Source organism: Amycolatopsis sp. NPDC034160, assembly GCF_055575355.1.
This window is the reverse complement of sequence record NZ_JBVISU010000007.1, coordinates 42,010-66,112: the sequence shown is the minus strand read 5'-3', so window position 1 is coordinate 66,112 and position 24,103 is coordinate 42,010. Positions and strand designations below refer to the sequence as shown.

The following is a 24,103-nucleotide window of genomic DNA, read 5'->3' as shown; positions in this document are numbered from 1 at the left end:
CCGGCGCTCAGCGGCCTCCGCGCGCCATGCGGAGCACGTCGAGTGCTTCGTCCAGCTGCGCTTCGGTCAGTTTGCCGTTCGCGACGTGACCGCGTTCGATCACGACCTCGCGGATCGTCTTCAGCTCCTTGAGGGCCTGCTTCGCGATGGCGGCGGCCTCTTCGTAACCGATGTATTTGTTGAGCGGCGTCACGATCGACGGCGAACCCTCGGCGTACTCCCGCGCGCGGTCGGCGTTCACCGTCACCCCCGCGAACACCTTGTCCGCCAGCAATCGCGAAACCGCGGCGAGCAGCCGCGCCGATTCGAGCACGTTGCGCGCGATCACCGGCAGATTCACGTTGAGCTGGAAGTTGCCCGCCGCGCCGGCGAAGGCGACCGCCGCGTCGTTCCCGATCACCTGGGCGACCACCTGCAGTGTCGCCTCCGGGATCACCGGGTTCACCTTGCCCGGCATGATCGAGGAGCCCGGCTGCAGATCCGGCAGCGCGAGTTCGGCGAGACCGGTGCGCGGGCCGGAACCCAGCCAGCGCAGGTCGTTGGCGATCTTGTTCAGCGACACCGCGACCGTGCGCAGATGACCGGAGGTCTCGACGACGCTGTCCTGCGTCGCCTGCGCCTCGAAGTGGTCCCGCGCCTCCGTCAGCGGGAGGCCGGTGACCGAAGCCAGTTCCTGCGCTACAGACGCGCCGAAACCTTCCGGCGCGTTCAGCCCGGAACCGACCGCGGTACCGCCGATCGGCAGTTCACCGAGTCGAGGCAGACCAGAACGCAGCCGCTCGACACCGAACCGGACCTGCGACGCCCACGCGCCGGCTTCCTGGCCGAAGGTGATCGGAACGGCGTCCATCAGGTGCGTACGGCCGGACTTCACGATGTCCGCCCACTCGGCCGCCCGCGTCTCGATCGCCGCGGCCAGGTACTCCAGCGCCGGGATGACGTCGGACAGCACGGCTTCCGTCGCGGCGACGTGGATCGTCGTCGGGAAGGTGTCGTTCGAGGACTGCGACGCGTTGACGTGGTCGTTCGGGTGCACGTCGCGGCCGAGCGCCCTCGACGCGAGCGTCGCGATGACCTCGTTGGCGTTCATGTTCGACGAAGTCCCGGAACCGGTCTGGAACACGTCGATCGGGAAATGCGCGTCGTGCTCGCCCGCGGCGACCTCGTCGGCGGCCTTCGCGATGGCCTCGGCGACGTCGGCGTCCAGCACGCCGAGTTTCGCGTTGACCCGCGCGGCCGCGGCCTTCAGCAGGCCGAGCGCGCGGATCTGCGCCCGCTCCAGGCCACGGCCGGAGATCGGGAAGTTCTCGACGGCGCGCTGCGTCTGCGCGCGGTAGAGGGCGTCGACAGGGACGCGCACCTCGCCCATGGTGTCGTGTTCGATCCGGTATTCCTGTTCAGCCATGCCTCAAGTTTCGCGCAGGGACACCTGGAGCGCTCCGTGTCTTTCGGCACGCGAGGTCTAGGATCGATTGTGTTCTCGATCACGCCGCCCACCACTGGCCGGGAGAGTGCCGAATGAGCGAGTCCGCTGGGGAAACGTCGTACGACCTCGTCATCATCGGGGCAGGTCCGACGGGTTTGTTCGCCGCCTACTACGCGGGATTCCGCGGCCTTTCGATGGCCGTCGTGGATTCGCTGCCGGAGGCGGGCGGACAGGTCACCGCCATGTACCCCGAAAAGATGATCTACGACGTAGGCGGCTTCGCGGAGATCCGGGGCCGGGACCTGGTGCAGGGCCTGCTCGACCAGGCCGCGCCGTGGAAGCCCACGTATCTGCTGGGGCGCAAGGCGGAGAAACTCGAAAGCGTCGAAGACGGCGTCACCATCACCCTCGACGGCGGACAGGTCCTGCGCGCCGGGGCGGTGCTGATCACCGCCGGGATCGGCGAGTTCACCCCGCGTCCGCTGCCGGCCGGGGAGGGTTGGCACGGCCGCGGGATGGTCCATTTCGTGCCGTCGCTGCAGGCACACGCCGGCCAGCACGTGGTCGTCGTCGGTGGCGGGGACTCGGCTTTCGATTGGGTGCTGGCCCTGCATCCGGTCGCCGCGAGCGTCACCCTCGTGCACCGGCGCGCACGGTTCCGCGCGGCCGAGTCGATTGTGCGGCAGGTGCGGGAACTCGGCGTGCGGATCATCACCGACGCCGAAGTCACCCGGTTCCTCGACCGCGACGGCGCGCTGGCGGAGGTCGAGGTCCAGGTCAAAGACGCCGAACCCGAGGTGCTGCCCGCCGATGCGGTGGTGGCCGCGCTCGGCTTCACCGCGGATCTGGGGCCGATCGAAAGCTGGGGGCTGCGGATCGACCACCGCGCGATCGCCGTCGACTCGACCATGGCGACCCCGCGGGAGCGGGTCTACGCGGCCGGAGACGTCGCGGCGTATCCCGGGAAGGTCAAACTGATCGCGACCGGCTTCGGCGAGGCGGCGACGGCGGTCAACAACATCGCGGTGCTGCTGGACCCGGACGCGCATCTGTTCCCCGGTCATTCGAGCAACGCGGAGTAGCGCGTGCCAGGAAAGGTCCTTTCATAGCGCGTCAAGCAGGCGGAGCGGGCGTATGCGGCGTGATCTTCTCCGCGATCCACTGCGCGTAAGCCACCACCGAGGTCGCGATCGACGGCGAGGTCGCGCAGACCGGATCGGCGTTACCCGGACGGCTGATCGTGCCCAGCAGGACCCACTTCCCGTCGACCTTGGCGATCTCCGGCCCGCCGGAATCGCCGTAGCACGAACCCGACTTCCCACCGGGATTGTCGGTGCACAGTTCGACGGCGCCGTCGAACTTGGCGGTGCAGCGCACGCCTTCGACGATGGTCGTGTCCAGTTGCAGCAGCTTCGCCGTGCCCTTGCCGCAACCCGAAGTCGGGCACGTCTGGCCCCAGCCGAGCAGCCGCGTCGGCGTCCCCGGCGCCACGGTCGCGCCGATCGAGATCGGGGCCGACTGTACCGGTGCGGCCAGCCGCACCAGAGCGAGATCGCCGCCCGCGTGTTCGGGCACCGGGTTGTAGGACGGGTTCACGATGATCTCGGCGGGTTTCGCGATCTCGCCGCCCGAGGTGTTGTCGTTGCTGCCGATCCGCGCGCTCAGCGTCGCGGCGCTCTTGCCCTCGACACAGTGCCCCGCGGTCACCAGCCAGTCCGCCGTGATCAGCGCCCCGGCGCAGAAAGCCTTACCGGAGGCCGAATGCAGCGACACGATGAACGAATACGGCTCGTCGGCCTCTCTGCCGCCGATGAGGTCGCCCGCGCCCGTGGCCTGCCCGACCGGCGTCAAGACCATCGCCGCCAGCAGGGCCACGAGCACGCGCTTCAGCACGGATTCTCCTTAGGGGAGCGGGGGTACGACGTCGTCTTCCAGCGAGTCGTCGAGGTGGCCGTCGAAGTTGACGGACGAGTACGAGCGGAGCTTGGTCAGCCGGTGGTAGCCGTCGATCATCCGGACCGTGCCGGACTTCGACCGCATCACGATCGACTGGGTCGTCGCGCCGCCGGCGCGGTAGTGCACGCCGCGCAGCAGGTCGCCGTCGGTGACGCCGGTGGCGCAGAAGAACACGTTGTCGCCGCGGACGAGGTCGTCGTTGCCGAGCACGCGGTCGAGGTCGTGGCCCGCGGCCAGTGCCTTCTCGCGCTCGGCGTCGTCCTTCGGCCACAGGCGGCCCTGCAGTTCGCCGCCGAGGCACTTCATCGCGCAGGCCGCGATGATGCCTTCGGGGGTACCGCCGATACCGAGCAGCATGTCGACGCCGGTGGTCGGCCGAGCCGCGGCGATCGCGCCGGCGACGTCGCCGTCGGAGATGAAGCGGATCCGGGCGCCCGCGTCGCGGACCTCCTTGATCAGCCGCTCGTGGCGCGGCCGGTCGAGGATGCACACGGTGACGTCGGAAACGCTGGACTTCTTGGCCTTCGCGACCCGGCGGATGTTCTCCGCGACCGGGGCGGCCAGGTCGACCTTTCCGGCGGCGTCCGGGCCGACGGCGAGCTTCTCCATGTAGAAGACCGCGGACGGGTCGAACATCGCGCCGCGTTCGGCGACCGCGAGCACGGCCAGCGCGTTCGGCATGCCCTTGGCCATCAGGGTCGTCCCGTCGACCGGGTCGACCGCGACGTCGCAGTCCGGCCCGTCGCCGTTGCCGACCTCTTCCCCGTTGAACAGCATCGGGGCTTCGTCCTTCTCGCCCTCGCCGATGACGACGACACCGCGCATCGACACGGTCGAGACGAGCTGGCGCATCGCGTCCACGGCGGCGCCGTCACCGCCGATCTTGTCCCCGCGCCCCACCCAGCGGCCCGCGGCCATCGCGGCGGCTTCGGTCACGCGGACCAGCTCCATCGCGAGGTTGCGGTCAGGCGCTTCAGGGCGTCGAGAAGAGCCGGCGGACGAGGTGGGGGTGGGCATGAGGCCTCCCGGGTCAGGGAACTCGGCGGGGTCCCAGTCTCTCAGATACCCGCCATGCATCGGCGACTCGGAGAGCATGGTGAACGTCACTGACCGTTGCCGGTCTCCTCTTCCACGGACGACAGCGCGGCCTCGATCCGCTCGCGCGCACCCTCGAGGTGGTGTTCGCAGACCTTCGCCAGCTGCTCGCCCTTCTCCCACAGGGCGAGCGACTGCTCCAAGGACAGCCCGCCCGCTTCGAGCTCGCGGACGACCTCGACCAGTCTGTCGCGGGCCTGCTCGTAGCCGAGTTCGGCGGTCTCGCCACCGGGTTTGCTCACGCTGTGCTTCCTTCTACCGGACGTCGGTGCTTGCCGATACCCGCGCAGACTACCGCGCCGGCCATGGCGTTGTCGTAACCCACGAAGGCGAGCGCGAACTCCTGTCCGTCACCCTCCGCGATCGCCGCGACGAGGTTTTCCTGGGCCCGCGCCACCCGTTTGCGGTGCCCGGCCCCCTCCGCGAACCACCAACGGGTGCCGACGTGCTCGGCCGTGGCCTCCGACAGCTTGCGCAACCGGGCGTCGAGATCCCGTTTGGTCGACAGCTCGCAGCCCGCCAGCAGCACCGTCCAGCATTCGCCGGCCGCGCGGTCGGTCAGGAGCGCCTGGCGCAACACCTCGGGGGCATCGGCACGCTTCGCGGCGTCGAGGGTCAAAGGCAGGAAACTCGCCGTCAACGCTTCTCCTCCGCCTCGGACGCGACGACGGCGCCGAGCGCGCCGTCGACCACGCGGACGCGCAGTTTCGCGCCGTCCGCGACTTCGGAGACGGACCGGAGTACCTGGAGGTTGCCTTCGGCGTCGGTGTACTGGACCACCGCGTAGCCGCGTTCGAGGGTCGCCGCCGGGCCGAGCGCGGTCAGCCGCGCGCGGGCGCTGGCGATCTCCGCCTGGTCCTTGGCGAGCAGGGTGAGCATCGCGCGACGTCCGCGTTCGCGGTGGATCTCCACGTCGTCGGACCGCCGCTGGATCGGGCCGAGCGGGTCGGCGAGCACGGGACGGCTGCGCATCTGGTTCAGCAGTCTGACCTGGGTGTCCACCCAGCCGTGCAGGGCGCGGCGACCGCGGTCGCGCATCTGGTGGACCCGCTGGGTCTCCTCGCGGACGTCGGGCACGATCCGCTTGCTGGCGTCGGTCGGCGTCGAGCAGCGGAGGTCGGCGACGTGGTCGAGCAGCGGGGTGTCCGGCTCGTGCCCGATGGCGCTGACGACCGGGGTCCCGGCCGCGGACACGGCGCGGCACAGTGCCTCGTCGGAGAACGGCAGGAGGTCTTCCACGCTGCCGCCGCCACGGGCGATCACGATGACGTCGATGTCCGGGTCACGGTCCAGTTTGGACAGTGCCTGGAGGATCTGCGGAACGGCCAGCGACCCCTGCACGGCGGTGTTGATCACCTTGAAGGCGACATGCGGCCAGCGCGCCTGCGCGTTGACCAGCACATCGCGCTCCGCCGCCGACGCGCGGCCGGTGATCAAGCCGATTCCCCTCGGCAGGAACGGGATCTTGCGTTTGCGCTCGGGGGCGAACAGACCTTCGGCGGCCAGCAGCCGTCGCAGCCGCTCGATCCGCGCGAGCAGTTCACCGATGCCGACCGCGCGGATCTCGTTGGCGCGCAGGCTCAGTGAACCGCGGTTCATGAAGAAGGTCGGCTTCGCGTGCACCACGACGCTCGCGCCCTCACGCAGCGGCGGTTCGATCGTGCGGAGCAGGCCCATCGGGCAGGTCACCGACATCGAGACGTCCGCGGACGGGTCGCGCAGCGTCAGGAAGGCGGTGTTGGTGCCTTGGCGGGCCGAGATCTGGGTGACCTGACCTTCCACCCAGACCGCGCCGAGCCGGTTGATCCACTCGCCGACCTTGCGGGCGACCGTGCGGACCGGCCACGGGTTTTCGGCGGTGGTGGAGGGACCCGCCCCCGCGGTGGTGGGTTCGGCGCTCACTGGCCTTCCGCGCCGTCGCCGTCGGCCTTCTTCACATTTCCGATGCGGCGCGCGAGCATGCCGACGAACGACGGCCGGTCGGCGTTCGCGCGTTCGTAGGTCAGCAGCTCTTCCAGCTGTGTCAGATCGAACCGGCGCAGCCGGGCCCGCAGCTGCGGCAGGGTGAGCGTGTCGTAGTCGTCCAGCCCGGCAGGACCGGAGGTCACGGGCGCCTTCGCGCTGTCGAATTCGCCGTCGGCGTGGTCCTCGGCGAGCGCGCGCTCCTCCTCGGCCCACGGGTCTTCGGCGAGCTGTTCGAGGTCGCGGAGGTGCCCGTTCGACTCGGCCCGCGGCTCGGGGACCTCGGCCTCCTCGCGCAACGGGACCACGCACGAGTCGCGTTCGTAGCGGCGCTCGTTCACGTCGGGCGGGAGATCTTCGTCGAAGGTGGCCCAACTGGGGGCGTCTTCGACCGGGCGAAGGCCCGACAGCGCGTCGTCGCCCTTGATCGCGAGTTCGGTGACGTGCTGCTGGACGCGCATGGAGAACTGGAGCACCTGGCTGACCACCGTGACGGGGAGCCCGGTGAGCTGCTTGGGTAGTTCGCGAACCCGCTCGGCGGTGGTGACGGCGAGGCCCGCGGCGACCCGGAGGGGGAGCGGGAGAGGCTTCATACGTCTAGCCTGCCGTATCTCGTCCATCCTGCCCAACCGAACGGGTGGGTCGGCTCACCGGACGTGATGCCCCGCACATACTTTCGAGGGGTTCGCAGGTCACCTGAACGTGAGTGCGAGGTGCCCCGGGGACAGCCCGTACCCTGGGGGCATGAGTTCTGCGAGTCCCGGAATCACGCCCGCCGGCAGTCCGACGATCACCGAGTCCGGTGTGCCGGCAGGTGGCAAACGTGTCCTGCTCGCGAAGCCTCGCGGCTACTGCGCCGGTGTCGACCGCGCGGTCATCGCCGTCGAAAAGGCACTCGAGCTCTACGGTGCGCCGGTGTACGTGCGCAAGGAGATCGTGCACAACCGGCACGTCGTGGACACCCTGCGCGAACGGGGGGTGATCTTCGTCGACGAGACCTCCGAGGTGCCGGAAGGCGAGCTGGTGGTGTTCTCCGCGCACGGCGTCTCGCCCGCGGTCCACGCCGAGGCGGCCGAGCGCAACCTGCGGACCATCGACGCGACCTGCCCCCTCGTGACGAAGGTGCACAAGGAGGTCAACCGGTTCGCGAAGGACGACTACGACATCCTGCTGATCGGCCACGAAGGCCACGAAGAGGTCGAGGGCACCGCCGGCGAAGCACCCGACAAGGTGCAGCTGGTCGACACCGCCGAGGACGTCGACAAGGTCGAGGTCCGCGATCCCTCGAAGGTCATCTGGCTTTCACAGACCACCCTTTCGGTCGACGAGACCATGGAGCGCGTCGACCAGTTGCGGGACAAGTTCCCGGGTCTGGCCGACCCGCCCAGCGACGACATCTGCTACGCCACCACGAACCGTCAGGTCGCGGTCAAGGCGATGGCCGCCGAGTGCGACCTGGTGCTGGTGGTCGGCTCGACGAACTCGTCCAATTCGAAGCGGCTGGTCGAGGTCGCGCTGAAGGCGGGGGCGCGCGCGTCGCACCTGGTCGACTTCGCGCACGAGGTCGACGAAGCGTGGCTCGAAGGCGTCGAGACCATCGGTGTCACCAGCGGCGCTTCGGTGCCGGAGGTGCTGGTCATGGACCTGCTGGCGTGGCTGGCCGAGCGCGGCTGGGACAACGTCGACGAGGTCACCACGGCGAACGAGAAGATCGCGTTCGCGCTGCCGCACGAGCTGCGTAAGGCCGCGAAGGCCTGACACCCGGCTACGCGAAAAGGGCCGCCCGAGGATTCCTCGGGCGGCCCTTTTCACTGGTCAGAGGCTCAGGCGAGAGCAAAGGTCCCTTGCTTCAGCGCTCGTCATCCCATGGGCGACGGCGAGGCGGCTGACCACCGCGGCGCGGATCGTCCGCACGCGGGGGACGGCGGCGCGGGGCGCCGGGAGCGCCGTCGGCACGCGGTTCGCGGCGACGGGGCTCGCCGTCCTCCGGCGGACGTGGCCGCCGGGGCTGACGTCCCGGTGGCGGCGGTTTGCGGACGCCGGGCTCGGCGTCGCGGCGAGGACGGCGTTCGTCGTCGACAGGACGGCGGCGCGGCGGCGCGTCGTCCCGCGGTCCACCACGGCGCGACGGCGGAGGCGGTGTCTGGCCGGTCCGGGAGGCCGGACGGCCCGCGGCGGCGGGCTTTACCGAAGGCTTGGCCTCGTCGCGGCGTGCCGGCTTCGCGTTGGCTTTCAGCTTCACCGGGGCGTCGGGATCGCGTTCGCGGTAGATCCGGAAGATCCCGATCGCCAAGGTGACGCCGGTGGTGATGGCCATCGTCGGGAAACCGTTGATCAGCGGGCCGCCGACGTCGACGGCTCTGGAGAGCAGATCGGTGCCCTTGCTGCCGTCCGAGGTCAGGAGGATGACCCCCGGGACGGTCACGGCGAGGACCAGGGGCGGCTGCACCATCGGGCCGAACAGCCCGCGGCGCTGGACGGCCACCACGGCGGCCACCGCGCCGAGCGCGTAGCACGCCTTGAACAGCAGGCCCAGGTCCTTCTGCAGCATCATGTCGACGAAGGCGCCAAGAATGGCGAGCCCGAAGCCCACCAGGACGGCCGCCCACCAGGGCAGCCCGCGCCTGGCGCCGACGAGCGGACGCTCGTCCCAGGCAACGGGGACGTCGTCGGCATCAGGATCGCTCTGGCGATCGCGAATCGCGGTCACAGGCCCCACCGTATATCCAAGCTGCGGACATACCGCCAACAGGCGGTATGTCTATCGCCTGGTAGTGGTCATTCCGGACCACCCGGACGGACAGCCCGGGCTCTTCCTGGAGGTAGTACGCGTAAGGGTGCGACAAGGTTGTCAATCAGGGCGAAACGGAGCCTCCGATTCCGGAAACCGCAGGTGATGCGGGTTCGCTGGGGTCGGGTCTCGTGAGTGGTAATGACGGTTAGAACCGTCATTACCACTCACGAGGCGGGAAGTTCGTCGGCCTTCCTGATGAGCGGCACCTGCGCCGGGCTGCCCGCCGCGTCCGTCAGTGGGGAGACCGTGCTCCGGAAGCTCTCGAGCGCCTCCATTTCCCGCCGCCGGGCCGAGATGAAGCGTTGCAGATGGGTGCTCGACAGGTTCAGCGCGTCGATCGCGTTGCCCGCGGCCCGGTGCGCGGCCGCGGCGCCGGCGCGGACCTGCTCGACGTCCTCGACCAGCGCCCGCTCGGTCGCGGCGAACAGCGCGGCGGACGCCAGCACGGCGAACCCGGTCGGCCCGCAGAGGAAGACCCGCCTGTCCAGCATCCAGCGCAGCAGTTCCGGATCGGTGTCCAGCGCGGCCACCACGGCCGCGTCGGAGGGGACGAACATGATCGTCCCGTAGATCGCGTCGGCCCAGCGCTGGTAGCCCTTGCCCGCCAGTTCGGCCGCCCGTGACCGCAGTTGCCGGACATGGACGCGCAACGCGTCCAACCGTTCTTCGGGGTCATCGGTCTCGACCGCTTCGGCCCAGCAGGCCATGCTCGCCTTCGCGTCGACCGGCACCGTCCGGCCGCCGCCCACCCGAAGCACCATGTCCGGTTTCGCCGCGCCGCCGCCCGCCAGGTCCGTTTGCAGGGTGAAGTGCAGTTCCTCGCGAAGACCGAGCGCGCGGGCGGTCTCCAGGAGGACCTGCTCGCCCAGTTCACCGCGGCCGCTGATCGAGGCGAACGCCACTTCGTACCGGCGCAGCGCGAGTTGCTGCTGATCCAGCTTGGACCGTTCGGCGGCGACCAGTTTCGCCGCCGCGTCCGCCCGCCGCATGCCGTCGTTGTACAGCCGCCACAGCAGCGCGACGGCCACGAGCAGCAGCAACGCGAGCACGACGGCCGCGGTGGTGATCACCGTCGCCACCGGTACCTCCCCTCCCGATCCGAGTCGGGGGACATCATGGCGGAACCCACCGACAAAACCGGAGCGGCGCGGTCGCGCTCCGTATCTGACCTGCGCCATCCCCGGCGTGTCGGAAAGCGCACCGTCGCCAAGGGCGCGCCTCCGCTCTCCGGCCGGTGCGCGGCCCTACCTTGGGCTGCGTGAAGCTCCTGCACACGTCCGACTGGCACATCGGCCGTACCTTCCACGGCGCCGATCTGCTCGCCGAACAGGAAGCCGTGCTCGGCCATCTCGCCGATCTCGTGGTCGCCGAGTCGGTCGACGTCGTGCTCGTGTCCGGGGACATCTACGACCGCGCGGTGCCCTCGGCGGAAGCCGTCCGCGTGGCCACCACCGCGCTGGGCAGGCTCCGCCAGGCCGGGGCCAAGCTGGTGATGACGCCGGGCAACCACGACTCCGCGCCGCGGCTGGGCGCCTTCGCCGAATTCGCCGCGGCGGGCGGGCTGTACCTGCGCGCCACGATCGACGGCCTCGCCGAGCCGGTGCTGCTGCCCGACGAACACGGCGAAGTCGCCCTCTACGGCATCCCGTACCTCGAACCGGAGCCCGCGCGTCACGCGCTCGGCGTGCCGGAGGCCCGCGGCCACACCGGCGTCCTCACCGAGGCGATGCGGCGGATCCGCGCGGATCTCGCCGCGCGGCCGTCCGGCACGCGGTCCGTGGTGCTCGCGCACGCCTTCGTCACCGGTGGTGAGCCGACCGAATCGGAGCGGACCATCGCGGTCGGCGGCGTCGAGCAGGTGCCGGGGTCGGTGTTCGACGGCGTCGATTACGTCGCACTCGGCCACCTGCACGGGCCGCAGACCCTCGCCGAGCACCTGCGCTATTCGGGCAGTCCGCTGGCGTACTCGTTTTCCGAGACCCGCCAACGGAAATCGGTGTGGCTGGTGGACCTCGACGCCGAAGGCCTCGCGGAGGTCCGGCGCCATGAACTGCCGGTTCCACGACGGCTCGCGAAGCTCCGCGGCGAGCTGGCCGACCTCCTGTCGGATCCCGAACACGACGATCTCACCGAACATTTCCTCTCCTTCACGGTCACCGACCGGGTCCGCCCGATCGACGCCATGCGCAAACTGCGCGAGAGGTTCCCGTACGCCGTGCACATGGACTGGCAGCCGGAAGGCGGGCACGACGGCGCGGTGCTGAAGTACGCCGAAGCCGTCCGAGGACGATCCGACGTCCAGATCACCCGTAGCTTCCTCGAAGACTGCCGCGGCTCGGCGCCGTCGGAGAGCGAGGAGCGCCTGGTGCTGGCCGCTCTCGGCGCCGCGGGCAGGGAGCGCGAAGTATGAGGTTGCACCGGTTGGAGGTCGCCGCTTTCGGCCCGTACGCGGGCCGTGAGGTGGTGGACTTCGACGCGCTCGGCGCCGACGGCCTGTTCCTGCTGCACGGCGACACCGGCGCGGGGAAGACGACGCTGCTCGACGCCATCGCGTTCGCGTTGTTCGGCACGGTCCCCGGCGCACGCGGCGAGGTCAAGCGGCTGCGCTGCGATCTCGCCGAGCCCGACCAGGTCACCGAGGTCGTCCTCGAACTGACCGTGCAGGGCCAGCGGATGCGGATCGCGCGCAACCCCGAGTACCAGCGGCCCAAGCGGCGCGGCGAAGGGATGACCGTCCAGCAGGCGAAGGCGGTGCTGAACTGGGTCGGGACGGTGCCGGCCGGGCACGTCGCCGAGGGCATCACCCGGATCGACGAGGTCGCGCGCACGGTCGAGCGGCTCATCGGCATGACGCACGAGCAGTTCTTCCAGGTGGTGTTGCTCCCGCAGGGTGAATTCGCGCGGTTCCTGCGCGCGAACACGGCCGAGCGGGAGGAACTGCTGGAGCGGCTGTTCGGCACCGAGCGCTTCGCGTGCGTCGAGGACTGGTTCGCGAATCTGCGCGCCGAACGCGGCCGGGAGCTGCAGGCGCGGCAGCAGTCGCTGCGGGAGTGGGTCGCGCGGTTCGCGCAGGTCGCCCGGCAGGAAGCGCCCGAAGAGGGGCAGGCCGAATGGATCGACACCGTCCTCGCCGAGTCGGCCGAGCGCGTCACCGAGGCGCGGGAACGGGAAGCCAAGGCGAGGACGGCGGCCAAGACCGCCGAAGCCATCTGGCAGGAGAACCGGACCACCGCCGACCGCATCCGCCGGGTGCGGACCGCGTACACGCGCCTCGCGGCGATCACCGAGCAGGCGGGGCAGCGCGCGGAGTGGGCGGAGGAGGTCGAGGCGGCCCATCGTGCGGCCGGCGTGGTCGCGGAGGCCGATCTCCTCGAACGCAGGTTGGAGCAGCTCGCGGAGGCCGAGGCCACGGAAGCCCTCCGGGCCTGTGAGGTGCCTGACGCCGCGGACAGCTCTGCCGCCGAACTTCGCGCGCGTGCCGGAGGTTTGCGCGAGGAGGCCGGGGCGCTCGCCGAACTCGTGGCGGAAAGCGAGCAGCAGCAACGGGATCTGGCACGTCGAGAGCAGCTGAACGCCGTCGCGGAAAAGGCGAAGAAGCAGGCCGAAAATTTCGCCGACGAACTCGATTCGGCCCCGGAGAAGGTCGCGGCACTGCGCGCGGAGATGACCGCGGCCGCCGAAGCCGAAGCGAAACTCGACGGCGCGCGCACCCGCGTCGACGAGCTGACCGCGCTTGTCCGCGACGCCGACGAGCTGCCGAACGCCCGGCAAGCCGTCGAGCGAGCGCGTACGACGGTCAGCGAAGCCGTGGACGTCCATCAGCGGGCCCGTCAGCATCGCCTGGATCTCCGCGAGCGCCGCCTCGACGGGATGGCGGCCGAACTCGCCGCCGGGCTGCACGCGGGCGAGAACTGCCCGGTCTGCGGCGCGACCGAACATCCGGCTCCCGCCAAGCACACCGGCGGACTGGTCGATCCCGAAGACGAGCGACGCGCCGAGTTCGCGGAGCAACAGGCCGACGGTCGGCGCGAGAAGGCGAAAGCCTCACTACTGGAAGCCGAAAACCGGCTGACGCTCCTGGTCGAGCGGCTGGGTGAGCACACCGCGGAGACGTTGCGGACCGGCCTCGGCGAGGCGCGGGAACTGGTCACGTCGCTGTCGGAGTCGGCTCGTCGCAAGCCTGCTCTCGAGACGCGGCTCCTCGAACTGGAAAAGAACATAGAGCGGCTGACCGACCAGCGCGGGGTGGCCGAGCGGCGGGTGGTCGAGGTCTCGACCGAGGTCCGAGGTCTCACGGAAAGGCTGGCCGAACGGGAACGACGGCTGGAAAGCGCCCGCGGCGAGTTCGCCGACGTCGCCGCGAGACGGCGGCACCTGCTCGGCTTCGCGAGCCGCCTCGACGCGCTCGCCGAAGCGCGGATCGGCGTCGCCGGTGCCCGCGAGCGCCGCGACGAGCAGGCGAAACTGGTCGAGGCAGCCTTGCGTGCCAAGGGTTTCGCGGATCTCGACGAGATGCGTGCCGCGGCGCGGCCGGAAGAACAGATCACGAAACTGGAGACCAGCCTCGCCGACGCCAAGGCGATGGAGAAGGCCGAACGGCAGGCCCTCGCCGAACCGGAACTCTTCGGTATCTCGCCGGAGGACGAGATCGACGTCGCAGCCTCCGAAGAAGCGGCGCGGGACACCCGGGGCGAGGCCGAACAGGCTTTCGTGGCGCTGCGGACGGCCACGGCCCGGCACACGGACCTGACCAAGCTGGCCGAGCGGATGGCGTCGGTGATGGCGGAACTGGCGCCGGTCGAGGAGCAGTACCTCGAACTGAAGGCGCTGGCCGAGGTGGTCAACGGGCGCGGGCAGAACGCGCGGAAGATGTCGCTGCGCTCGTACGTCCTCGCCGCCCGGCTGGAAGAGGTCGCGGTCGCCGCGACCCACCGCCTGCGGACGATGAGCCAGGGCCGCTACTCCTTCGTGCACTCGGACGCGGCCGGTGCCCGGGGCACCCGCGGCGGACTCGGTCTCGACGTACTCGACGACTACTCCGGCACCGTCCGGCCCGCGAAGACGCTGTCCGGCGGCGAGTCGTTCCTCGCGTCACTCTCGCTGGCGCTGGGTCTCGCCGACGTCGTCGCCGCCGAAACCGGTGGCGCGCTGCTGGACACGTTGTTCATCGACGAGGGCTTCGGCACCCTGGACGCCGAAACGCTCGACATCGTCATGAACATCCTCGACGAGCTTCGCGCCGGTGGGCGCGTGGTCGGGCTGGTCTCGCACGTCGAGGAGCTGCGGCAGCGGATCCCGACCCGCCTGCGGGTCCGGAAGGCGCGTACGGGCTCTTCGGTGGAGATCCACGCCGCCTAGACCCCCCTCTCTCATGACATGAAAGGCCCCTTCATTGAGCCTTTTCCATCCTGAGGTTCAGAGGGTGTGGGGGCGTGAGTGGCGCCATTCACGAGCAGATCTTACTTCGCAGGTAGTCGACTGTGAGGTAAGGCTTGGCCGGGGTGTCCTTTGTCCTTCCGTAAGGCGGCTGGAGGGTTTGACCCGGTCGGGTCGGGGTGGCGATGTGGGGATTGGGACAGTGAGTGTCCCGATTCCCACATCGTCGTGAGGTTGCCCCGGTCCCGATGTTGATCAACGATCGACGTCGTGCCGCTCGGGCCCCGCGGCTGACACAGCCGAGTGGGGAGGATTCCGGCCGTTGGACGGCCGGAATCCTCCCCACTCGGACGTAGCGGCACCAAGGCGAGGTCAGGTTCCAGCAGGTCAGCAAGTACCGGTCCGCCAGAACCGTCATCACCACTCACGCCCCCACACCCTCGGAACCTCAGGATGGAAAGGCTCATTGCAAAATTCGCGATGAAGGGGCCTTTCATGTCACTTGAGAGACGAGATCAGGCGGCTTCGTGGGTCAGCAGCCACTGCTTCGCCGGGACACCCCACCGGAAGTTTCCCACCGCGCCGCCGGTCCGCACCACCCGATGGCAGGGTACGAACAGCGCCGCCGCGTTCTTCGCGCACGCCGAAGCGGCCGCCCGCACGGCCGACGGATTCCCCGCCAGCGCCGCGTATTCCGCGTAGCTCACCGGCTCACCGGCGGGCACCTTCCGCAGGATTTCCCAGGCGTACTCGCGGAAAGCGCCGGATCGTTGCCGAACCTCGATATCGGCGACGGCGTCCAGGTCGCCGTCGTGGTACCGGCGGATCGCCGTGCTCACCGGCCCCAGGTCTCGTCGCTGCGTCACCTCGCCGGGAGCCAGTGACGGGGAGATCAGCGGCGTCAGTTCGCCGACGTCGCCTGTCCAGCCCGAGGCGAGCACGGCCCCGTCACCGGCCACCACGGCGGTGAACGGGCCGATCTTCGTGTCCATTGTGGACCAATACGCGATGTTCATCAGTTTCCTTTCAAGCGCCACAGGTACATGCCGGCGTACGAGGACCACGGCTGCCAAGCCCGCCCGCGTTCGGCCAGTGTCTTCTCGTCGTCGGCGATGCCCAGCGCGGCCGCTCCTCGGCGCAGCGCCGGGTCACCGGTCAGGAGGACGTCCGGCGCGCCGAGCACGCGCATCAAGACGTAGTCCGCGGTCCGCGGTCCGATCCCCGGGATCTCCAGCAGCTCCGCGCGCAACTCCGCGGGATCGCGGCCGACATGGACCGAAACCCCGTCCGTCAGCGCGCGGGCCACGGCGGCCACCCGTTCCGGACCGCGTTCGGCGACCTGCGCCGCCGTCGGGAACAGCGTGGTCAACCCTGCCAGCGACTCGTCGCAGCTGGGCAGGCGTTCGCCGAGGGTGTCGGCGAGCGACGCCGCCTCGGCGGGGGACAGCAGCGCGCGCAGCACGAGTTCGTCCCCGTCCACGGCGCCGGGCACCCGGATGCCGGGGATCGCCTCGACCAGCGGCGCGAGTGCCGGGTCCGCCCCGAGGACCCGTGCGACCGCCGCCGGGTCGGCGTCGAGGTCGAGCAGCCGCCGCACCCTGGCCACCGCGCTGCTCAGATCCCGCAGGTCGGTGAGCCGCAGGTCGCAGAGGACGTGGTCGTCCTTCGCCGTCAGCCACACCACACCGGAGCCGTGCGCCAGGCGCAACGTGCGCCCGTAGCCGGTCACCCCGGCCTCGTCGCGCGTCAGGTGCTCGACGCCGGGGACCGCCCGATCGGCCAGGAAGTCCAGTACCCCGGCCGCGTCGAAGGGTTTGCGGAACGGCAGCCGCAGGCTCAGCCGGGTCCCGGTCGGCAATTCCTCGGCCTTGCGACGGCGCAGGCTCGCGGCCCGAAGCTGCGAAGGCGTCGTCGCGAACACCTCGCGGATCGTCTCGTTGAACTGACGGACGCTGGAGAAGCCCGCCGCGAACGCGACGTCGGTCAGCGGCAGTCCGGACATCTCGATCAGCAGCCGGGCGGAATGCGCCCGGTGCGCCCTGGCCAGCGCGAGCGGTCCGGCACCGAGTTCCGCGGTGAGGACGCGCCCGAGCTGGCGTTCGGAATAGCCGAGCCGCCGCGCGAGCCCCGGGACGCCGTCGCGTTCGACGGTCCCGTCCGAGATGAGCCGCATCGCCCGCGCGGCGAGGTCGGCCCGGATGTCCCAGTCGGGTGAGCCGGGGACGGCGTCGGGGAGGCAGCGGCGGCAGGCGCGGAAGCCGTTGGACTGGGCGGCCGCCGACGTCGGGTAGAAGCGGACGTTCTGCGGTTTCGGCGTCGACGCGGGGCAGGACGGGCGGCAGTAGATCCCGGTGGTGCGCACGGCCATGATGAACTGCCCGTCGAAGCGGGAATCACGAGCGGCGACGGCGCGGTAACACCGTTCGGTGTCGCGCCACACGGCCCGCTCGGCCAGCGTCTGCTCGGTCATGACGTCGATCGTGCCACCAGGTCGAGGGCTCGGCTGGCGGAAATCCGACACGGCGATCCGGGCCGCGGCGACCGGCACCGGGAGCGGCGGCGGGCGGCACGTAGACTTCTGGCCCGTGAGTCTCACCCTCGGTATCGTCGGCCTGCCCAACGTCGGCAAGTCCACCCTGTTCAACGCGCTGACCCGCAACGACGTGCTCGCCGCGAACTACCCGTTCGCGACGATCGAGCCCAACGTCGGTGTCGTGCCGCTGCCGGACCCGCGGCTGGACGAGCTCGCCAAGGTCTTCGGCTCCGAGCGGACCGTCCCGGCCGTCGTATCCTTTGTGGACATCGCGGGCATCGTGAAGGGCGCGTCCGAGGGGGCGGGGCTCGGCAACAAGTTCCTCGCGAACATCCGCGAGGCGAACGCGATCTGCCAGGTCGTCCGCGTGTTCGACGACCCGGACGTGATCCACGTCGACGACCGGATCGACCCGGCGAGCGATATCGAGACCATCAACACCGAGCTGATCCTCGCCGACCTGCAGACGCTCGACAAGGCGCTGCACCGGCTCGAGAAGGAGGCGCGGACCAAGAAGGAAGCCAAGCCCGCCCTCGACAACGCGGTCAAGGCCAAGGAGATCCTCGACTCGGGCCGGACCCTGTTCCAGGCGCAGAAAGAGGTCGACTTCGAGGCCCTGCGCGAGCTGAGCCTGCTCACCACGAAGCCGTTCCTCTACGTCTTCAACGCCGACGAAGGCATCCTCACCGACGAGTCGCGCCGCGAAGAGCTGGCCAAGATGGTCGCCCCCGCCGACGCGGTGTTCCTCGACGCCAAGGTCGAGTCCGAGCTGCTCGAACTGGACGACGAGGAGTCCGTGCGCGAACTGCTGGAGTCCGTCGGCCAGCACGAACCGGGCCTCTACTCGCTCGCGCGCGCCGGTTTCCACACCCTCGGCCTGCAGACCTACCTGACCGCCGGGCCGAAGGAATCACGCGCCTGGACGATCCCGAAGGGGGCGACGGCCCCGCAGGCCGCCGGCGTCATCCACACCGACTTCGAGCGCGGCTTCATCAAGGCCGAGGTCGTCTCGTACGCCGATCTGATCGAGCACGGCTCCATGGCCGCCGCCCGGTCCGCGGGCAAGGTGCGCATGGAGGGCAAGGACTACGTCATGTCGGACGGCGACGTGGTGGAGTTCCGCTTCAACGTTTGATGTCGACCTGCAGGAACTCCTGGAACTCCGCAGTGGCGGCCTGATCGTTCAACGCGGCGTTCCACCGCGCGATGCCGACTTCCGAGACGTCGGCGTCGAGTGGCAGGAAGACCCGCACCGCGTTCGGCCACTGCCCGAAGAACCCGGCGGCGTCCGATGCCGTCAACGCTTGGGCGATCGAGTCCCACACCGTCTTCCGGAACTCGCGAAGGTGCGGTGCCGTGCCCGGGCGGGCGCTCGAATCGGTGCAGCGTCGCTTCGCCCGTTCTGCCTCGGCGCGGATCGGCTCCAGCGGGTCGTCGATCCCCTCGGCCCCGCGGATGTCCATGTCCCACTCGCCGAGGTGCCATCTCGCGTCGATGGCGGACTCCGGATCCTCGGCGATCATCTCGTCGAGATGCCGAGCACGTCGTCGACATCAACGACAGCGACGACTGGTTTGTCGAGTTCACCCGCCGCTCTGTCTGTTTCCAGCAGGCAGAACGTGGCGGAGAAGTCGTTGGCACTCTCGACTATGCCGACCGCGACGAGGCGCTCGCCGTCGCGGCAGCGACCGGGGCCGTTGCCTACGAGGAAGCGGCCCAGCGCCCTGCGGAGTGGGCTCGCCCCGAAGTCGTCTGATCAGACGCCATAGCGTTCCTGGGACATCGTCGCGGGCGGCTTGCCGTGCCGCGCCGTGTAGGCCGCCACGATCTCGTCCGTCGTGTCCTCCCCGGCCTGGAGGCGGACCAGGTACGGCACCACCCAGTGCAGGTCCGCCTCGCCGAACTCCTCCGCCCAGGACGGCCTCAGCCCGGTCCGGGACTCGTCGAGCACCTGCGAGAGGGCGACCTGCCCACCCGCGTTCACGGGATGCGGGCCCACCGAGATCGAGACGCGGGAAGCGGCGCCGGCCGGGTGCAGCGCCACCTCCATGGGGTGCGGGTGGTGGCCGGGTGCCGTGCGCGCGATCACGAGGAACCGCAGAGGCCCGCGTTTCGTCTTCTTCATGCGGCCATTCGAGCACGCCGCCACGGACCGAGGATGAACCGCATGACGAGCCCCGCCCTCTCACCGCTCGCCCATGCCCTGGCGCGCACGGACTTGGGCGAGGATCGGGACGAGCTTCTCGGGTTGATCCGGACGCTCGGACTCGAACGCGTGGACGCTCCGCCGGGAGCCGCCGACGGCGAGGTGCGGGTCCGCACGGATCCGCGTATCGACGCCGAGCTCGAGCGCTGGGCATGAGCACATCAGGAGGCCGTTCCGTGTACCACCGTTTCGAACCCGAGGTCGCCGGAGGCCTCGGTCCCGGTATCGACTACGACCCACGGCGTGGGGCCGAACCACTCGTCGGCCCGCTGCATTATCAGTTCGCCGGCTGGCTCGGCGACGACATCGTCACGACGAGCGGTTACTGGATCGTCACCGGCAGGCTCGCCGACGCGCTGAGGGAATCGCCGCTCACTGGCTATGAACTCGGCGAGGTGGTGGTGACCACCGACGAACAGTTCGACATGTTCTACAGCCACCTCGGCCTTCCTCGTGACTGGGAGCGCCTCATCCCCACCGGCACGGTGGAGGGCGGTGAGGACTTCGTGCTCGAAACCGTTGTCGACCTGCTTGTCAGTGACGCCGCACTCGAACTGTTGGGGCGGTTCGGCATCGACGACGCCGACATCTCGCCGGCGGACGAGGAACCGGTGGTCTCCGAAGTCATGCGGAAGTTCCTCGACCTGCAGCGAGCGAAGGGCAACGAGACAAGGAGAACAGTGCCGAACGATGCCGCCGTCGATCTCATCGGTTCGTTGGTCGAAGTCGCGGGCCTGCCGGGATCGGTGGACGGCTGGGAATCGCTGGCGATGGTCCTGGAGTTCGGGGAAGGGTTTCGCAGTGCGTACGGGTACGCGTACGCGCCCGGGGACGTCATCACGCCCGTGTCCTGCCAGTGGTCGGGCATCGAAGCGGCGGTGAACGCGTACCTGGGCGGCTACTACCGGCCCGGTGAGAGGCTGCCGGTGCAGATCCTCGTTCAATACGACCGGACGACAGGGAAGTACGAAGTGACCTTCGAGGACACCGACGAGGAGCGCTGGGCCGTGAAGCCGAGGAACTTCCGGCAGATGCGCGAACAACTGCGCCCGGATTTCGGCTGAGGAGAGCACGGTGGCACGAAAGCGCAAGACCCTTCCCAAAGACTTCCAAGAGATGCTGACCTCGGCTTCGGTGGAGGAGCTCAAAGCCGTCTTCGGCAAATGCGAGATCGACGCGCGGGGCGGCTATGCCAAAGGGACCGCCATCGGCTTCCCGGAGTGCCCGGACGAACTCGTCGTCTGGCTGACCGGGCAGGGCCTCGCCGTCGACACCCCGGACAGCTACGGCAGGACACCGCTTCACGCACGGGCTTCACGCGCTGCTCCGAAGCCGATCGCGCAGATTCCTTTGCTGCTCTCTCTCGGCGCGGACATCGAGGCGGCCGACAGCTCCGGGCAAACGCCGCTTCAGACCGCTGTGGACCGGTTGAATGCCGGGGCGGCGCGCGTGCTGATCGAGCACGGGGCCTCGACCGAGGTGCTCGACAGGCGCGGCAACACGTTGTTGACGCGGGGCCTGATCGGGACGCGAAACGTCGACATCCCCGAGTGTGTCGAGATCGCGAAGCTACTGCTCGAACACGGTGCGAGCATCACGGCCGAGATGCGTCGGAAGGTCGAGCGGATCGGTAGTGGTTTCGAGTTCCACCGGGAGAACTTCAACCCCGATTTCCTCGAAGAGACCGACGCGGCGCTCGGCGAGCTGTACCGGATCTTCGGGGTCGCGCCGGTCGCCCGGCGGTCGACGCACGACGGGGTATCGCCGATCGTCGTGCCCGACGGACCCTGGCGGGAGCGGCACAAAGCGCTTTGGGAGCTTCTCGTGCCGTCGGCCGGCGCGGGCGCGACAGTGCAGTGCGAGGCCGTCCGCGTCACCGGCCGGATTTCCGACGAGATGTTCCGGAACGGCGGAGCGAACTGGGACCGTGATTATCGTGCGATGGCCGACGCGTTCCCGGGTTTCCTGGCGCGAGGCGAGTCTCTCGGCGAAGAAGAACTTGAAGAAGCCAAGGAGATCGCGAAGCAGGTCAGGTCGGGCCGCGGCGCGGACGGCCACCTCGATCGCTTGAGGGAACTCGCCGTCGTCTGGGTCGCGAAGAATCCGGACCCGATCGCCTTGGGGCCGGTGGACTACACACGTTGAGGGCGGGCCGCGTGTCCCGACAAGGCATCGGGGACACGCGGCGAGGCTCACTTCCGCAGCAGGCTGTACGCCGCCGAGCCGATCAGCTCCAGCGAAACCTGAAGCCGTTCAAGCGAAACGTTGTCCTTGATGGTGTCTTCCGGCGTGTGGTAGGTCGGTTCCAGCAACGCCGGGCCGGACTCGCCGCGCCAGCTGAAGTTGCCGGAAGCGATCCCGCGCTCGAAGAACGGCACGTGGTCGCTCGAACCGCGCGCGACCGGGCCCTTGACGCGCGGGTCGTAGCCGAGCCGCTTGGCGGCGGCGTTGACGGCCGCGGTCGTGGCGTTGTCGGCACCGTCGACCGAGAGCAGCCAGTAGGTGATCGCCGGGTCCCAACTGGTGGCGACCATGTCGTTCTGGAAGCAGCCCGCGATCCGCTTCGCCTCCGGGTCGGACAGCTGCGAGACGTAGTGCCGCGAACCGATCAGCCCGTACTCCTCCGAGCCCCACAGCGCGAACCGCAGCGTCTTGTTCGTCGGCAGGTACCGCAGGACGCGCGCGAGTTCGAGGCACAGCACGGTGCCGCTGCCGTCGTCGTTGGCGCCGGGGGAGCCGGGAACGCTGTCGTAGTGCGCGGTCACCATGACCACGCCGTCGTCCTTGCCGGGGAAGGTGGCCGGGCGTTCGGCGATGATGTTGTGCGACGTCAGGTTCTTGTGGTGGACGGCCGACGCCTTCACCGTGACCGAGCCCTTGGCGAGCCGTTCACGCAGACGCTCCACCTGGACCTGGGCCAGCCCGAGCACCGGGATGGTGACCGGCGTGGCGAGCGTCGGGGAGAACGCGGACAGCTTGCGTGCCGGGTCGGCGCCGACGCGGCCGAGCAGGACGGCGACGGCACCGCGCTGCGCGGCCGTCAGGTAGGCGTCGGCCTTGTTCGTCACGGCCGCGATCAGCACGATCTTGCCGGTCAGGTCGTCGGGCAGGGTGTTTCCGTCGCCGGCGTCGACGACGACCGCTTCACGCGTGACGTCCTGCGCGCCCTGCGGCGACGAGCCGGTCTGCCAGCTGTCGCGTCCGATCGATAGGACACCGAGGAACTTGTCGGCGATGGGGAACGGCTGCACCGTGACCTGGTAGCGGAGATCGCGCAGCACCTTCGCGATGTAGTCCTTGGCACGCAGTTCGCCTTCGGTGCCGGCGATCCGGGGGCCGATCCGGTCGCTGAGCACCCGCAGATGCTCCAGCGCCCGCCGCGAACGGACCCTGGCCACCACGGGATAGTCGCCGAACTCCAGCGACGGCGGGAACTGCGCGCCCGGACGCTGTTGCGTGGCCGCGGCGGCGGTGCCGGGGTTCAGCCCGATCGTCGCCGCGCCCGCCAGTGCCACCGCGCCCGCGAGCACCTCACGCCTGCGCAGACCTGCCATGGAACACCCCTCACTTCTCGGAAAACCTTCGTTCGAGTAGCTAAGAGAGGCGAGGCTCGGAGAGCAACCTCCGATCGTCCCCTTTTTCCGATTCGTAAGCGGCTACGCGGACCTGCGTAGCGGCTTGCCGAGGATCGGGGTGAGTTCCGCCGAAATCGCGGCCACCAGTTCGTCACCGAACACGCACAGCGTGTACTCCCACGGATGCCCGAACGTGCCGAGCCGGAAGTCCGGTGTGAGGTAGATGTAGTAGTCGCCGTCCGGGAACGGGCTGAGCGGCCAGTCTGCCGCGGCGGTCGGGAACCGGTACGCGTCGTGGTGCCAATCGAGCGCGTACAGCTCGTCGGCGCAGGCGGTCAGTCCCCGCCGGACCACGGAAATCATCCGATCCAGCAGGAGGTATTCGGGGTCGTCGTCGAGGGCGGTCAGGCTCCAGGTCATCGAACCGGGCGGCTCGCTGATCCCGGGCCACTGGAACCGGTCCGTGCTGGGCCGGAAGGCGAAGTCCGCGTAGAAGCGGTGCCACACCTGGCGGTGTTCGGAGTATCCGAGGGTCTCGACGCTCACCCAGGGAAAATACGCGCCGGGGCGTGCTACCAGAGTGGTATCATAGGCGGCATGGCCATGACCCTGAGGTTGAACGACGAGCAGGAGCGCGCTCTCGCCTTGTTGGCCGAGGCCGACGGCGTGAGCAAGCACGAGGCGACCGTTCGCGCCATCACCGAGGCCGCCTCGCGCCGGGTCCGTGACGACCGCGTCCGCGCGCTCTCCAAGGACGGCCGGGAGCGCTATGCCGCTCTGCTCGACCGTCTCGCCCAGTGATCGAGTATCTCACCGTCGAAGACCTCCTCGCGCTCGCGGAAGACCTCCGTGTGCCCAAGATCCGGGATCTCGGCCTGCTCGACTCCGCCGCGCATCGGCCGCAGGCTTCGTTGATGGGCCGGGACGCGTATCCGACGCTGCACGAAAAGGCGGCGGTGCTGCTGGAGTCGGTCGTACGCAACCACCCGCTCATCGACGGCAACAAGCGGCTGGCCTGGATGGCGACGTTCGTCTTCTACGGGCTCAACGGCCACGATCTCGACGCGCCGGAAGACGACGCGTACGACTTGGTGATCGCGATGTCCACCGGCTCGCGCATCTACCAAGACGCCGCGGCCGAACTGGCGGCGTGGACGCGGGTAACTTCGGACGGGTGAAG

Annotated in this window: 24 protein-coding genes and 1 pseudogene; 10 read left to right on the top strand and 15 right to left on the bottom strand. The window is 69.6% G+C overall.

The window, feature by feature from the left end:
- Nucleotides 1-7: 7 nt before the first annotated feature.
- Nucleotides 8-1,405, bottom strand: a complete 1,398-nt coding sequence (locus tag ACZ54P_RS16660; protein ID WP_465462405.1) for a class II fumarate hydratase — start codon at nucleotides 1,403-1,405, stop codon at nucleotides 8-10.
- A gap of 113 nt (nucleotides 1,406-1,518) precedes the next feature.
- On the opposite strand from ACZ54P_RS16660, the gene ACZ54P_RS16655 reads away from it, so the two are divergent.
- Nucleotides 1,519-2,508 carry an NAD(P)/FAD-dependent oxidoreductase gene (locus tag ACZ54P_RS16655; RefSeq protein ID WP_465462404.1) on the top strand — a complete coding sequence of 330 codons (990 nt, stop codon included), beginning with the start codon at nucleotides 1,519-1,521 and terminating at the stop codon, nucleotides 2,506-2,508.
- Nucleotides 2,509-2,539: 31 nt separating this feature from the next.
- Here the strand turns inward: ACZ54P_RS16655 and ACZ54P_RS16650 are convergent, their stop codons facing one another.
- The 6 genes from ACZ54P_RS16650 to ACZ54P_RS16625 all read right to left on the bottom strand — a co-directional run bounded on the left by ACZ54P_RS16650 (nucleotide 2,540) and on the right by ACZ54P_RS16625 (nucleotide 7,032).
- Nucleotides 2,540-3,319: a S1 family peptidase gene (locus tag ACZ54P_RS16650; protein WP_465462403.1), complete on the bottom strand. Its 780-nt coding sequence runs from the start codon at nucleotides 3,317-3,319 to the stop codon at nucleotides 2,540-2,542.
- Nucleotides 3,320-3,328: 9 nt separating this feature from the next.
- Entirely contained in the window at nucleotides 3,329-4,399 is a 1,071-nt protein-coding gene (glpX, locus tag ACZ54P_RS16645; protein WP_465462402.1) for a class II fructose-bisphosphatase, read from the bottom strand.
- Between the two features lie 86 nt (nucleotides 4,400-4,485).
- Entirely contained in the window at nucleotides 4,486-4,719 is a 234-nt protein-coding gene (locus ACZ54P_RS16640; protein WP_005168141.1) for an exodeoxyribonuclease VII small subunit, read from the bottom strand.
- Nucleotides 4,716-5,117: a hypothetical protein gene (locus ACZ54P_RS16635; protein WP_465462401.1), complete on the bottom strand. Its 402-nt coding sequence runs from the start codon at nucleotides 5,115-5,117 to the stop codon at nucleotides 4,716-4,718. The genes ACZ54P_RS16640 and ACZ54P_RS16635 overlap by 4 nt, the downstream gene beginning before the upstream one ends.
- Nucleotides 5,114-6,379: an exodeoxyribonuclease VII large subunit gene (gene xseA, locus ACZ54P_RS16630; RefSeq protein WP_465462400.1), complete on the bottom strand. Its 1,266-nt coding sequence runs from the start codon at nucleotides 6,377-6,379 to the stop codon at nucleotides 5,114-5,116. The genes ACZ54P_RS16635 and xseA overlap by 4 nt, the downstream gene beginning before the upstream one ends.
- Nucleotides 6,376-7,032 carry a lipid droplet-associated protein gene (locus ACZ54P_RS16625; RefSeq protein WP_465462399.1) on the bottom strand — a complete coding sequence of 219 codons (657 nt, stop codon included), beginning with the start codon at nucleotides 7,030-7,032 and terminating at the stop codon, nucleotides 6,376-6,378. Before ACZ54P_RS16625 ends, xseA begins: the two co-directional genes overlap by 4 nt.
- A gap of 151 nt (nucleotides 7,033-7,183) precedes the next feature.
- On the opposite strand from ACZ54P_RS16625, the gene ACZ54P_RS16620 reads away from it, so the two are divergent.
- The gene (locus tag ACZ54P_RS16620) at nucleotides 7,184-8,197 is read left to right on the top strand and encodes a 4-hydroxy-3-methylbut-2-enyl diphosphate reductase (protein WP_465462398.1); all 1,014 of its coding nucleotides are present in this window, start codon (nucleotides 7,184-7,186) and stop codon (nucleotides 8,195-8,197) included.
- Between the two features lie 91 nt (nucleotides 8,198-8,288).
- On the opposite strand, the gene ACZ54P_RS16615 is transcribed toward ACZ54P_RS16620, so the two are convergent.
- A complete protein-coding gene (locus ACZ54P_RS16615) occupies nucleotides 8,289-9,149 on the bottom strand; it encodes a DUF6542 domain-containing protein (protein WP_465462397.1) in 861 nt (286 codons plus the stop codon).
- Nucleotides 9,150-9,397: 248 nt separating this feature from the next.
- Complete coding sequence (rmuC, locus tag ACZ54P_RS16610; RefSeq protein WP_465462396.1) at nucleotides 9,398-10,312, bottom strand: DNA recombination protein RmuC; 915 nt, start codon at nucleotides 10,310-10,312, stop codon at nucleotides 9,398-9,400.
- A 179-nt stretch (nucleotides 10,313-10,491) separates the two neighbouring features.
- On the opposite strand from rmuC, the gene ACZ54P_RS16605 reads away from it, so the two are divergent.
- Together ACZ54P_RS16605 and ACZ54P_RS16600 are read left to right on the top strand one after the other, a co-directional pair.
- Nucleotides 10,492-11,643: an exonuclease SbcCD subunit D gene (locus ACZ54P_RS16605; protein ID WP_465462395.1), complete on the top strand. Its 1,152-nt coding sequence runs from the start codon at nucleotides 10,492-10,494 to the stop codon at nucleotides 11,641-11,643.
- On the top strand, nucleotides 11,640-14,591 hold the full coding sequence (locus tag ACZ54P_RS16600) for an AAA family ATPase (RefSeq protein WP_465462394.1): 2,952 nt from the start codon (nucleotides 11,640-11,642) through the stop codon (nucleotides 14,589-14,591). The genes ACZ54P_RS16605 and ACZ54P_RS16600 overlap by 4 nt, the downstream gene beginning before the upstream one ends.
- A gap of 533 nt (nucleotides 14,592-15,124) precedes the next feature.
- Here ACZ54P_RS16600 and ACZ54P_RS16595 read toward each other — a convergent pair.
- Nucleotides 15,125-15,625, bottom strand: coding sequence for a methylated-DNA--[protein]-cysteine S-methyltransferase (locus ACZ54P_RS16595; protein WP_465462393.1), 501 nt, complete (start codon nucleotides 15,623-15,625; stop codon nucleotides 15,125-15,127).
- The gene (locus ACZ54P_RS16590; protein WP_465462392.1) at nucleotides 15,625-17,079 is read right to left on the bottom strand and encodes a DNA-3-methyladenine glycosylase 2 family protein; all 1,455 of its coding nucleotides are present in this window, start codon (nucleotides 17,077-17,079) and stop codon (nucleotides 15,625-15,627) included. Before ACZ54P_RS16590 ends, ACZ54P_RS16595 begins: the two co-directional genes overlap by 1 nt.
- 115 nt (nucleotides 17,080-17,194) lie before the next feature.
- Between ACZ54P_RS16590 and ychF the strand changes: the two genes are divergently transcribed.
- Nucleotides 17,195-18,277: a redox-regulated ATPase YchF gene (gene ychF, locus ACZ54P_RS16585; protein ID WP_465462391.1), complete on the top strand. Its 1,083-nt coding sequence runs from the start codon at nucleotides 17,195-17,197 to the stop codon at nucleotides 18,275-18,277.
- Here ychF and ACZ54P_RS16580 read toward each other — a convergent pair.
- Both ACZ54P_RS16580 and ACZ54P_RS16575 read right to left on the bottom strand, forming a co-directional pair.
- Nucleotides 18,267-18,668: pseudogene (locus ACZ54P_RS16580) on the bottom strand (hypothetical protein); the annotation flags it as partial. The gene ychF and the pseudogene ACZ54P_RS16580 overlap by 11 nt on opposite strands.
- Nucleotides 18,669-18,898: 230 nt before the next feature.
- On the bottom strand, nucleotides 18,899-19,267 hold the full coding sequence (locus ACZ54P_RS16575) for a hypothetical protein (protein WP_465462390.1): 369 nt from the start codon (nucleotides 19,265-19,267) through the stop codon (nucleotides 18,899-18,901).
- 42 nt (nucleotides 19,268-19,309) lie between these two features.
- Here ACZ54P_RS16575 and ACZ54P_RS16570 point away from each other — a divergent pair, with 42 nt between their 5' ends.
- Genes ACZ54P_RS16570 through ACZ54P_RS16560 form a run of 3 tightly spaced genes read left to right on the top strand, consistent with a single transcriptional unit; the run spans nucleotide 19,310 to nucleotide 21,493 of the window.
- A complete protein-coding gene (locus ACZ54P_RS16570) occupies nucleotides 19,310-19,504 on the top strand; it encodes a hypothetical protein (RefSeq protein ID WP_465462389.1) in 195 nt (64 codons plus the stop codon).
- A gap of 20 nt (nucleotides 19,505-19,524) precedes the next feature.
- Complete coding sequence (locus ACZ54P_RS16565) at nucleotides 19,525-20,412, top strand: hypothetical protein (RefSeq protein ID WP_465462388.1); 888 nt, start codon at nucleotides 19,525-19,527, stop codon at nucleotides 20,410-20,412.
- Nucleotides 20,413-20,422: 10 nt separating this feature from the next.
- Nucleotides 20,423-21,493, top strand: coding sequence for an ankyrin repeat domain-containing protein (locus tag ACZ54P_RS16560; RefSeq protein ID WP_465462387.1), 1,071 nt, complete (start codon nucleotides 20,423-20,425; stop codon nucleotides 21,491-21,493).
- 47 nt (nucleotides 21,494-21,540) lie between these two features.
- Here the strand turns inward: ACZ54P_RS16560 and ACZ54P_RS16555 are convergent, their stop codons facing one another.
- Both ACZ54P_RS16555 and ACZ54P_RS16550 read right to left on the bottom strand, forming a co-directional pair.
- Nucleotides 21,541-22,902, bottom strand: a complete 1,362-nt coding sequence (locus ACZ54P_RS16555) for a M20/M25/M40 family metallo-hydrolase (protein WP_465462386.1) — start codon at nucleotides 22,900-22,902, stop codon at nucleotides 21,541-21,543.
- 102 nt (nucleotides 22,903-23,004) lie between these two features.
- On the bottom strand, nucleotides 23,005-23,469 hold the full coding sequence (locus ACZ54P_RS16550; protein ID WP_465462385.1) for a DUF2716 domain-containing protein: 465 nt from the start codon (nucleotides 23,467-23,469) through the stop codon (nucleotides 23,005-23,007).
- A 51-nt stretch (nucleotides 23,470-23,520) separates the two neighbouring features.
- On the opposite strand from ACZ54P_RS16550, the gene ACZ54P_RS16545 reads away from it, so the two are divergent.
- Complete coding sequence (locus ACZ54P_RS16545; protein WP_465462384.1) at nucleotides 23,521-23,724, top strand: CopG family transcriptional regulator; 204 nt, start codon at nucleotides 23,521-23,523, stop codon at nucleotides 23,722-23,724.
- Nucleotides 23,721-24,101 carry a type II toxin-antitoxin system death-on-curing family toxin gene (locus ACZ54P_RS16540; protein ID WP_465462383.1) on the top strand — a complete coding sequence of 127 codons (381 nt, stop codon included), beginning with the start codon at nucleotides 23,721-23,723 and terminating at the stop codon, nucleotides 24,099-24,101. Before ACZ54P_RS16545 ends, ACZ54P_RS16540 begins: the two co-directional genes overlap by 4 nt.
- The last annotated feature ends 2 nt before the right edge of the window (nucleotides 24,102-24,103 follow it).

Bases quoted from the DNA above. Each gene is read 5' to 3' on its own strand.
- ACZ54P_RS16620 (WP_465462398.1), top strand. From the start codon at position 7,184: ATGAGTTCTGCGAGTCCCGGAATCACGCCCGCCGGCAGTCCGACGATC.
- ACZ54P_RS16625 (WP_465462399.1), bottom strand. From the start codon at position 7,032: ATGAAGCCTCTCCCGCTCCCCCTCCGGGTCGCCGCGGGCCTCGCCGTC.
- ACZ54P_RS16545 (WP_465462384.1), top strand. From the start codon at position 23,521: ATGGCCATGACCCTGAGGTTGAACGACGAGCAGGAGCGCGCTCTCGCC.
- ACZ54P_RS16570 (WP_465462389.1), top strand. From the start codon at position 19,310: ATGACGAGCCCCGCCCTCTCACCGCTCGCCCATGCCCTGGCGCGCACG.
- ACZ54P_RS16595 (WP_465462393.1), bottom strand. From the start codon at position 15,625: ATGAACATCGCGTATTGGTCCACAATGGACACGAAGATCGGCCCGTTC.
- ACZ54P_RS16590 (WP_465462392.1), bottom strand. From the start codon at position 17,079: ATGACCGAGCAGACGCTGGCCGAGCGGGCCGTGTGGCGCGACACCGAA.
- glpX (WP_465462402.1), bottom strand. From the start codon at position 4,399: ATGCCCACCCCCACCTCGTCCGCCGGCTCTTCTCGACGCCCTGAAGCG.
- ACZ54P_RS16575 (WP_465462390.1), bottom strand. From the start codon at position 19,267: ATGAAGAAGACGAAACGCGGGCCTCTGCGGTTCCTCGTGATCGCGCGC.
- ACZ54P_RS16655 (WP_465462404.1), top strand. From the start codon at position 1,519: ATGAGCGAGTCCGCTGGGGAAACGTCGTACGACCTCGTCATCATCGGG.
- ACZ54P_RS16555 (WP_465462386.1), bottom strand. From the start codon at position 22,902: ATGGCAGGTCTGCGCAGGCGTGAGGTGCTCGCGGGCGCGGTGGCACTG.
- ACZ54P_RS16600 (WP_465462394.1), top strand. From the start codon at position 11,640: ATGAGGTTGCACCGGTTGGAGGTCGCCGCTTTCGGCCCGTACGCGGGC.
- ACZ54P_RS16660 (WP_465462405.1), bottom strand. From the start codon at position 1,405: ATGGCTGAACAGGAATACCGGATCGAACACGACACCATGGGCGAGGTG.